Genomic DNA, 9,989 nt, shown 5'->3' with positions numbered 1-9,989 from the left:
CCCAGCGATCAACACGATCGCATCAAACAGGCCGGACATATGGATGACAGCGATCCGACCAAGCCCAGAACGCTCTTGTGCCACGGGGGCCGTCCACATATGGGTCCCTGCTTCCGCAGGGACGACAGCCCGTAGCCCGGATGGCGCGAAGCGTAATCCGGGGTCTTTGGTCCGCGGAGAAACCGTCCCGGATTTCGCTTCGCTCCATCCGGGCTACAGTCGCAGTCAATGCCTAAAATGCCGCACGCCGGTGAACACCATGGCGATGCCGTGCTCGTCGGCGGCCTTGATCACCTCGTCGTCGCGCATCGAGCCGCCGGGCTGGATCACCGCGGTCGCGCCGGCCTCGATGCAGGCGAGCATGCCGTCGGCGAACGGGAAGAACGCGTCGGAGGCGACCACCGAACCCTTGGTCAGGGGTTCTGCGAGCTTCAGCTCGGCCGCCGCATCGAGCGCCTTGCGCGCGGCGATGCGCGCCGAATCGACCCGGCTCATCTGGCCGGCGCCGATGCCGACGGTGGCGAGATCCTTGGCATAGATGATGGTGTTCGACTTGACGTGCTTGGCGACGCGGAAGGCGAATTTGAGATCGCGCAGCTCGGCGTCGGTCGGCGCGCGCTTGGTCGCGACCCTCAAATTCATGTCCTCGACCACCGCGTTGTCGCGGCTCTGCACCAGGAGGCCGCCGGCGACGGTCTTGGCGGTGAGGCCGACCGCGCGCGCGTTCGGCAGGCCGCCGGCAAGCAGCAGGCGCAAATTGCGCCGGCCTGCGATGATCGAGATCGCCTCCTCGGTCGCATCGGGTGCGATGATCACCTCGGTAAAGATGCCGATGATGGCGCGCGCCGCGTCCGCGTCGAGGGTGCGGTTGACTGCGATGATGCCGCCATAGGCCGAGGTGGAGTCGCAGGCGAGCGCGCGGGCATAGGCGGTCGCAAGATCCGGACCCTCGGCGACGCCGCAGGGGTTGGCATGCTTGACGATCACGCAGGCCGCGGTGCGCTGCGGATCGAACTCGCCGACGCATTCATAGGCCGCGTCGGTGTCGTTGATGTTGTTGTAGGACAGTTCCTTGCCCTGCAGCTGGCGTGCGGTCGCAACGCCCGGCCGCTTCTCCGGCGTGGCATAGAACGCCGCGGTCTGGTGCGGGTTCTCGCCATAGCGCAGCGACTGGATCAGTCTGCCGCCGAAGGCGCGGAAGTCCGGCGCCTTGGTGTCGAGCTGCACGGCGAACCAGTTCGAGATCGCGGCATCATAGGCCGCGGTGCGCGCATAGGCCTTGGCGGCGAGCCGCCGGCGCAGGCCGAGCGAGGTCGCGCCCTTGTGCGCGGCGAGCTCGTCGAGAACAGCTTGATAGTCGTTCGCCTCTACCACCACGGCGACGTCGTCATGGTTCTTGGCCGCGGCGCGGATCATCGCGGGGCCGCCGATGTCGATATTCTCGATGCACTCCTCGAAGCCGGCGCCTTTGTCGACGGTGGCCTCGAACGGATAGAGGTTGACCACCAGGAGGTCGATCGGCGCGATGCCGTGCGAGGCCATCGCCGCCGCATGTTCCTTGTTTTCGCGGATCGCGAGCAGGCCGCCATGCACCTTCGGATGCAGCGTCTTGACCCGCCCGTCCATCATTTCAGGGAAACCGGTGAGCTCGGAGACGTCCTTGACCTTCAGCCCGGCCGCCGCGATCGCCTTGGCGGTGCCCCCGGTCGAGACCAGCTCGACGCCATGGTCGGAAAGCACCTTGGCGAAATCGATCAGTCCGGTCTTGTCGGAAACGGACAACAGAGCGCGGGTCACGCGGCGAAGCTGTTCGGTCATCTGGGAAATCCCTGGCTGTTAAGGCAGCCGGGTAGCACGGTTTTGTGCGGCACGAAACCGGTCTCCGAGCCGGATTCCCCTGAATCTACCCCGTCATCCTGAGGAGCGCGCAGCGCGTCTCGAAGGATGCACGGCCCGGCTGGTGGCCGTCGCCCTTCGAGACGTCGCTTCGCGGCTCCTCAGGGTGACGGGTCCAGGGTCAGTTGCGTTGCCGATACACCGCCCTACAGCGGCAGTTCCGGCTCGCGGCGGGCGTTGCGGCGGGCGTTGGTGGCGGTGGCGGAGGTCGAGGAGCGCACGAAGCTCCAGCGGATGGTGGCGGCCTGCTTTGCGTCCTGCCGGATCACGATCTGGGAGGTGCGGCGCGGGCCGTCATTGCCGGCCAGGAACACGCTGTCCTCGAGGTCGACCTTGTCGTCCATCGCCTCGAAGGTCCAGACGTCCCGGTTGGGCAGCACCAGCATCACGCCGCGGGCGTCCGACAGCCGGCTCGCCTTCACCGAGGGGTGCAGATGGAAGCGCAGCGCGAAATCGGCCTCGCTGCCCTTGATGCGGCCGCCGGGTGCCGGCGAGAGCGAGTCCTCGCCCTCCATCCGGGTGCCGTCCCGGGAGATCATCAGCACGCGGCGGTGGATCACGCCGAAGCGCGAGAGATAGCCGTCATGCGAGGCGGTCAGCACGTCGCCGTCGGGGATGGCTTCGCGGTAGCTCTCGACATTGCCGGGCCCGCTGGTGACCGGCGCGCCGCGCAACAGCCGCTTCATCGCCGACAGCTCGACGAACTGGCACGACGAGGTGTCGCGATAGGTCAGCGTCGAATGCGCCGCGGTGGAGCGCGCGAACGGCCGCCAATTGTCGCGCCCCGTGTTCGGCATGCCGCAATTGACGACGATGCGGCTGACGCCGGAGGAGAGCTCGAACGACAGGCAGCCGGCATGCGCATCCTGGCTGACGCTTGCCGGCGGGGGCGGACCGGTATCGATGATCAGGGTCGTGTTGCCGGCATCGAGGCGCTGGAAGCCGGTGTGCGGCATGCTCGCCATCGGCACGCCGCGGGTGTCGTCATAGGCGAGCAGCGTCGCGACGAGATCGGACGGCGCGGTGCTCATGCCGTTGAACAGCGCGAAGCTGCCGTCGCCGTGCCGGAAGAAGCGCAGCATCGGCATCATGCGGTCGATGGCGTTGAGCAGCGCCGGCGGCGGCGCGATATTCCGTGCAGCAAAGGTCTGCCGCAGCGGCAAGAGATCGCTGAGCAGTTCGACCAGCGCGCCGGGATTGCGCGAGATGTGGCCGCCATCGGGCAGGATCTGGCGCTGCAATTCGTCCGACAGCCTGCGTGTCGCCGATTTGATGTTGCGCGCCTGGTTGGCGAGGCAGAGCGAAGCGTAGCACAGCGCGATCAACACCTGCAGGCGCGGGACGCCGTCATTCTCGTGCGTGGAGTGGCGCAGATAGCGGATCTCGCGCGCCAGCCCGCGCAGATATTTGCGGTAGAATTTTCCGTCGGTGTCGCCGAGCACCAATGGCGCCTGCGACAACAGCGAGATCACGCGCCGTGCGCGCACGTCGGCGCGCCGCTCGAGCGGCCGCTTGCGGGCCTGGTTGGAGATCCAGTCGTCGACCAGCGAGCGGGCATTGGCGCGGGTCAGCGCGGTGTCGGCGGCGCGCAGATGGCGCAGCCAGCCGAAGCCGAGCAGGGCGGCTTCCCAATCCTCCGACGGCGGCTCGAGATCGAAGATCGAGCGGCCGTGGCAGGTGACGATCTTGCCGGCGAACACGAATCGCCCTGCATAGATCTCGGCCGCGCGGGTGGCGTCGGCGGTCCGCAGGTCGTGCGGCGCGATGATCAGCCGGTCGGTGCGGCCGGGCCAGAGCCGCGACAGCGCCACCGTGCTTCCGCTGGCGCGTGCGAGCATGCTGCGGGCAAACCGGCCAGCAATCAGCGTCGAGATGCGTCTGCTTTGAGCGACCGACACGCCTAACCTTGTGGGGAGGGAATTTTCAACGAATCCTTATTTAATCCGGAAACGCGGCCAAGGCACCCTCTTGATAAACAAGAGACCCTCTTGATACCGCACGAATCACTTCGAGCTTAGAAGACTGAAGTTTAAAATCAGGATTTGACCAGCCGGGCGGCGTAAAAGCCGTCCAGCCCACCCAGCCGCGGGTCGGCGTTGGGCAAATGGCTGGGCAAGGTACGCAAATCGCCGTCGGCGGTGATGATGTCGTCGAGGCCGGCGACCTCGCTTGCCTCGACCGGCGCACGGCGCAGGCCTGATTCGCTCGCCAGCAGCGCGGCGATCGCGTGCTCGCCTTCCTCCGGCTCCAGCGAGCAGGTGCAGTAGACCAGGGTGCCCCCGGGCTTCAGCAGATTGGCGGCCTTATGCAACAGACGCTTCTGCAGGGCCGTGAGCGCGGCGATGTCGCCTTCCTGGCGCAGCCAGGCGACGTCGGGATGGCGGCGGATGGTTCCCGTCGAAGTGCAGGGTGCATCGACCAGGATACCGTCAAAGCTCGCGGCCTCCGCGGGCCATTCGGCGGCGTCGGCGACGACAGTTTCCGCCTGCAACGCCAGCCGCGTGAGGTTGTCGCGCAGCCGCGCGACGCGTGCCGGCGACCGGTCGACCGCGGTGACGTGTGCGCCGGCCAGCGCGAGCTGAGCCGTCTTGCCACCGGGCGCAGCGCAGAGATCCGCGACCCGCTTGTCCTTGATGTCGCCGAACAGCCGCACCGGAAGTGCGGCGGCGGCGTCCTGTACCCACCATTGGCCTTCGGCAAAGCCCGGCAGCATCGTGACGGAACCCTGCAGCAGTGTGCGTACGGTTCCCGTCGGCAGGATCTCGCCGTGCAGGCGGCTCGCCCATTGCGGCGCGTCCGACTTCACCGTGAGATCGAGCGACGGTTCGTGGCCGAGCGCCAGCGCCATGTCGCGCGCGGTGGCTTCACCGTAATGCGCATTCCAGCGCGCCAGCATCCATTGCGGCAGATCCAGCGTCTGCGGGCTGATCTCGTCGATCAGGCCCTGGCCCTCGCGCGCGCAGCGGCGCAGCACCGCGTTGACGAGCCCGGCATATTTCGCCGCCCGCCGGTCCGACTGTACGAGCCGCACCGACAGATCGACTGCGGCATGGTCGGGCACGTCCATCCAGAGGATCTGCGCGGCGCCGATCAGGAGCGCGCTCTGTGCGCGCGGCGCATCGGTCGGGACGCCGCGGTCGAGCAGGCGCGACAGCAGATGGCCGAGCGTGCCGAGCTTGCGCAGGATGGTCGACACCAGCCGGCGCATCAGCGCGCGGTCGCGATCGGCCAGCGATTTCAGGCCGGGATGTGCGCCGGCGCCGTCGAGCTGATCGTCGAGCGTGCGGTGCTTGTGCAGCACGCCGTCGAGGATGTCGGCCGCGATACGGCGCGCCGCGAGACCGGGGACTTCGGCAGGAACTGCAAATCTTGAAGGAGGCATGGAGCGGAGATATCTCGAAGGTGCTGAGTTACATTCGGCTCATGCCATCAACTCGAAAACACCACTGGCATGCGAATATGCCAAATGTAAGAATCGTCTTGCGGGATTTCTCGATCGTGATGCCGTCACTGAGCCGACGCCGAGATACGAAATTCGCAGGCAGAAAGTTTTGTCATGTCTGAGAAATCGCCATCGCCATTGTCGTCTCCGCCGGAACCCGCGCCGCGCAAGCCGCTGACGCCGGCCGCGCAGCGTGCGCTCGCCGAGGCCGCGGCGCGGCGCAAGGCTGCCGAGGAGCTGGCTGCGAAGGATGCGGCCGCGCGGCCGAAGGAATTCCAGGGCCCGAAGGGACCGGAACCGACGCGTTACGGTGATTGGGAGACCAAGGGCATCGCCTCGGACTTCTGACAGTCTTGCTTGACGGTCCGACTCAGATCAGTCTGGGAATATGTCCCCATACGAGAGAATAAATCCTTATCGTGGGACGGGACGTCCGCCCTTTCGCCGCTCACCCTGGGGCCGCCGCGTCTCGGCGGCCATGCCGTGGGTGTTCGTCCTCGGCATTGCCGTCGGCAGCATGCTGCCGATCCGCCGATGGGCGCCTCAATGGATACCCTTGCCGTCGCACTGGTCGTTGAGCCGGTCGCGCGATGCCGAAATGATCTGGCAGCGCGCCGGCGCGCCTGACGCTCGCCATGCCGTCGATGTCATCAGGACGATCGATGGCGACACGTTCGAGGCGCGGGTCCATCTCGCGCCGGGCCCCGATCTGTATACGCGGGTCCGGTTGCGCGGCATCGATGCGCCGGAGCTGAAGGCGTCGTGCGCGCGCGAGCTGCAAATGGCGCAAGCGGCGACAGTGGCGCTGCGCGATCTGCTCGGCCAGGGCGAGGTCGCGATCTACAATATCGGGCCTGACAAATATCAGGGACGCGTCGTCGCCGACGTCGCGACGAAGAAGACCGACAACGTCTCGGCGGTGCTGCTCGCGGCCGGCCATGCCCGCGCCTACAATGGCGGGCACCGTTTCGGCTGGTGCGGAAATTTTGCGCGCTGAGCGGTCGCGTCATCGCGGCGATGGCGCAGGACAGGCAAACAAAAAGCCGCGCAGCTGCGCGGCTTTTGTTTCGAAGCGCCCCGCGCGATCAGCGGGTGACGACGACCGTCGTGCCGATCTCGACGCGCGAATACAGGTCGGTGATGTCGGTGTTCAGCATGCGAATGCAACCATAGGAGACGAAGCCGCCGACCGAGCCGGGCACGTTGGTGCCGTGGATCGCGTATTCGCCGCCGGCCAGCGTCATCGCGGCGACGCCCATCGGATTCGCCGGCGAACCGCCTGCGATCACGTTCGGGATGCTCGGCTTGTCGCGCTTGACCTCGGCGGGCGGCGACCAGGCCGGGTTGCGGTACTTGCCGTCGATCCGGGTGGTGCCGGCCCACTGCTTGCCGGACCTGCCGACGCCGACCGGGTAACGCATCGCGTGACCGGAATCGAGAATGAGATAGAGCCGCCGCTCGTTGGTCTTCACCACGATGGTGCCCGGCTCATAATTGTCAGCGTGTATTCCGACCATTTCCGGCCGCGCCTCGGCCTTCTGCGACATCACAACAACAGCACCAAGGGTGGCAGCCAGCGCCACCGCCAACTTCATCGACATCAACCTCTCCACTTCCCAACAGCCCCTGTGAGGGAGCCAAAAACGAAGGTGCAGAGCCCTGAAAAAACCGGGCCCGCCGGTCTCGCGCACGCAATATTAACCGCGTGTCTTAACCGAGTGGTTTCACACCGGCCGCGAGACACGTCCTGATGGCGGGGAGAAAAGGAAAAGTTCGGATTAAAGTAAATGACCTGAAAACAACACTTGGCCACAAACGCGCCGCAATCGCGCCGCGCCTCTGACAATCCCGTGAAATGGCCGCGCCGAGCGTTTTGAGCCAAGCCTGTCCCGTCCGTGATGCGGAATGGATGCCGGTTCGCGTGACGAGAAAGCGAAGGGCCGCGGCGATGATCGCGCGCGGCCCTTGCTTCATGTCTCGATATTGCTGCTGCCGGATTACTTCTTGTTCTGCCTGTTCTGCACGAGGTCATCGACCACGGCCGGATCGGCCAGGGTCGAGGTGTCGCCGAGGCTGGACGGCTCGTTCTCGGCGATCTTGCGCAGGATGCGGCGCATGATCTTGCCGGAGCGCGTCTTCGGCAGGCCGGGCGCGAACTGGATGAGGTCCGGCGAGGCGATCGGGCCGATGTCCTTGCGGACCCAAGCGACGAGCTCCTTGCGCAAGGCCTCGGTCGGCTCGGTGCCCTTCATCAGCGTGACATAGGCGTAGATGCCCTGGCCCTTGATGTCGTGCGGGTAGCCGACAACGGCGGCTTCCGACACCGCCTCATGCGCGACCAGCGAGCTCTCGACTTCGGCGGTGCCCATGCGATGGCCGGAGACGTTGATGACGTCGTCGACGCGGCCGGTGATCCAGTAATAGCCGTCGGCATCGCGCCGGCAGCCGTCGCCGGTGAAGTACTTGTTCTTGTAGGTCGAGAAATAGGTCTGCTCGAACCGCGCATGGTCGCCATAGACCGTGCGCATCTGGCCCGGCCATGATTTGGCCAGGCAGAGATTGCCCGAGGTCTCGCCGTCCAGCGTCTTGCCGTCGGCATCGACGATTTCAGGCACCACGCCGAAGAACGGCCGCGTCGCCGATCCCGGCTTCAGCTTGGTCGCGCCGGGCAGCGGCGTGATCAGGATGCCGCCGGTCTCGGTCTGCCACCAGGTGTCGACGATCGGGCAGCGGTCGTCGCCGACCACGCGGTAGTACCACTCCCAGGCTTCCGGATTGATCGGCTCGCCGACCGAGCCGAGCAGGCGCAGCGATTTGCGCGAGGTCTTCTTCACCGGCCCGTCGCCGCCCTGCATCAGCGCGCGGATCGCGGTCGGCGCGGTGTAGAAGATGTTGACCTTGTGCTTGTCGACCACGTTCCAGAAGCGCGAATTGTCCGGGTAGTTCGGCACGCCCTCGAACATCAGCGTGGTCGCGCCGTTGGCGAGCGGTCCGTAGAGGATGTAGCTGTGGCCGGTGACCCAGCCGACGTCGGCGGTGCACCAGTAGACGTCGCCGTCGTGATAGTCGAACACGTATTGATGCGTCATCGACGCGAACACGAGATAGCCGCCCGAGGTGTGCAGCACACCCTTCGGCGTGCCGGTCGAACCCGAGGTGTAGAGGATGAACAGCGGGTCCTCGGCATGCATGTGCTCGGCCGGGCATTCCGTCGTCACCATCTCGGCGGCCTCGTGATACCAGAGGTCGCGCGTCGGGTTCATGTCGATCGCGCCACCGGTGCGCTTCACCACCACGACCCAATCGACGCCGCCGGTTTTGGCGATCGCGGCATCGACATTGGCCTTCAGCGGCACCTTCTTGCCGCCGCGCAGGCCTTCATCGGCGGTGATGACCACCTTCGAGTCGCAATCCTTGATGCGCTGGGCGAGGCTGTCCGGCGAGAAGCCGCCGAACACCACCGAGTGGATCGCGCCGATCCGCGCGCAGGCCAGCATGGCGTAGGCCGCTTCCGGAATCATCGGCAGATAGATCGTGACGCGATCGCCCTTCTTGACGTTCCGCGTGCGCAGGATGTTGGCCATCTTGCAGACTTCGTCGTGCAGCTGGCGGTAGGTGATGTGCTTGGATTCGGAGGGGTCGTCGCCCTCCCAGATGATCGCGGTCTGGTGGCCGCGCTTCTCGAGATGGCGGTCGATGCAATTCCAGGCGACGTTCAGCACGCCATCCTCGAACCATTTGATCGAGATGTTGCCGGGCGCGAAGGAGACGTTTTCGACCTTGGTGAAGGGCTTGATCCAGTCGATCCGCTTGCCGTGCTCGCCCCAGAAGCCGTTCGGGTCCTTGACCGAATGCGCGTACATCTCGCGATATTTGGCGTCGTTGACATAAGCGCGCTTGGCCCAGTCGGCCGGCACGTCATAAACCTTCTCGGACATCATTTTCCTCCACTCATTGCCGATCGCACACAACGCGCCGACAAGCCGTCTTGATCATTGCCGCGATTATGCGTTGCCGCATTCCGGCCGGGCAAGGAAAAAGGCTGTCACTTTCGTCGCGTGGAAGCCGCCGGACATCCCATAGGCTTCCGCATCTGATTGGGCGGTTTACCGCGCTTTGTTGACGGGAGAAACCTATGCTCTATCGCCGGCTCCGGGTCACTGGTCTCTTGGTCGTAGTGATGTCGCTCTCCGCGCCGCGCGCCCCCACCGCAGCAATGCCGCGCGCGACAACGATACACAGGCGCCGATTTTGGCGGACCGCTTCAACTGCCATTGAACGAACTGCCGGACGTCGCCGCGATGATCTGCGTCAACAATTGGTTATTTGGAGATCTGGATGGCCTTGCTCGGGCCGGCCAGAAATCTGCCGCAAGGACGCCCGTTCGCGCCGCGCGGTCCCTGCCGGCCGGACAGGGGTTCGGCCAACCTGTAGCGTGCGGATGAGGCTGCGCGCCGCGCGTGTAAGGACATGGTCTCTGACCTGATTTGCGCCGGTCCAGCCGGCCTGATCGGCTCTCCCAAAAGCCGGTTCCGGGGGTGCGATCTGGCCATTTTGACCGATCCCGGAGCGACCAAAATCAAGGCTAGCGGGCGAATGGCACCCATGAAAGGTATCTAGTAACCGTCGATAACCGATTCGCGACTCGCAA

The 9,989-nt window shown here is 65.7% G+C and carries 7 protein-coding genes; 2 read left to right on the top strand and 5 right to left on the bottom strand.

Translation table 11 applies throughout. The features are described 5' to 3' along the window. Positions 1-225: 225 nt before the first annotated feature. The 3 genes from purH to AC066Y_RS35180 all read right to left on the bottom strand — a co-directional run bounded on the left by purH (position 226) and on the right by AC066Y_RS35180 (position 5,278). Positions 226-1,818 carry a bifunctional phosphoribosylaminoimidazolecarboxamide formyltransferase/IMP cyclohydrolase gene (gene purH, locus AC066Y_RS35190; protein WP_478277882.1) on the bottom strand — a complete coding sequence of 531 codons (1,593 nt, stop codon included), beginning with the start codon at positions 1,816-1,818 and terminating at the stop codon, positions 226-228. A gap of 224 nt (positions 1,819-2,042) precedes the next feature. Beyond that, positions 2,043-3,794 (bottom strand): heparinase II/III family protein, encoded by a 1,752-nt coding sequence (locus AC066Y_RS35185; RefSeq protein WP_478277881.1) that lies wholly within the window; start codon positions 3,792-3,794, stop codon positions 2,043-2,045. A gap of 137 nt (positions 3,795-3,931) precedes the next feature. Beyond that, positions 3,932-5,278: an RsmB/NOP family class I SAM-dependent RNA methyltransferase gene (locus AC066Y_RS35180; protein WP_478277880.1), complete on the bottom strand. Its 1,347-nt coding sequence runs from the start codon at positions 5,276-5,278 to the stop codon at positions 3,932-3,934. A gap of 174 nt (positions 5,279-5,452) precedes the next feature. Here AC066Y_RS35180 and AC066Y_RS35175 point away from each other — a divergent pair, with 174 nt between their 5' ends. Together AC066Y_RS35175 and AC066Y_RS35170 are read left to right on the top strand one after the other, a co-directional pair. Beyond that, complete coding sequence (locus AC066Y_RS35175) at positions 5,453-5,686, top strand: DUF1674 domain-containing protein (RefSeq protein ID WP_478277879.1); 234 nt, start codon at positions 5,453-5,455, stop codon at positions 5,684-5,686. 40 nt (positions 5,687-5,726) lie between these two features. Continuing rightward, complete coding sequence (locus tag AC066Y_RS35170) at positions 5,727-6,335, top strand: thermonuclease family protein (protein WP_478277878.1); 609 nt, start codon at positions 5,727-5,729, stop codon at positions 6,333-6,335. 88 nt (positions 6,336-6,423) lie between these two features. On the opposite strand, the gene AC066Y_RS35165 is transcribed toward AC066Y_RS35170, so the two are convergent. Together AC066Y_RS35165 and acs are read right to left on the bottom strand one after the other, a co-directional pair. Beyond that, the gene (locus AC066Y_RS35165) at positions 6,424-6,939 is read right to left on the bottom strand and encodes a L,D-transpeptidase (protein WP_478277877.1); all 516 of its coding nucleotides are present in this window, start codon (positions 6,937-6,939) and stop codon (positions 6,424-6,426) included. 396 nt (positions 6,940-7,335) lie between these two features. Beyond that, complete coding sequence (acs, locus tag AC066Y_RS35160; protein ID WP_478277876.1) at positions 7,336-9,276, bottom strand: acetate--CoA ligase; 1,941 nt, start codon at positions 9,274-9,276, stop codon at positions 7,336-7,338. Between the last annotated feature and the right edge of the window lie 713 nt (positions 9,277-9,989).

Source organism: Bradyrhizobium sp. USDA3010 (genome assembly GCF_056429065.1).
This window is presented reverse-complemented; position numbering and strand designations above follow the sequence as displayed.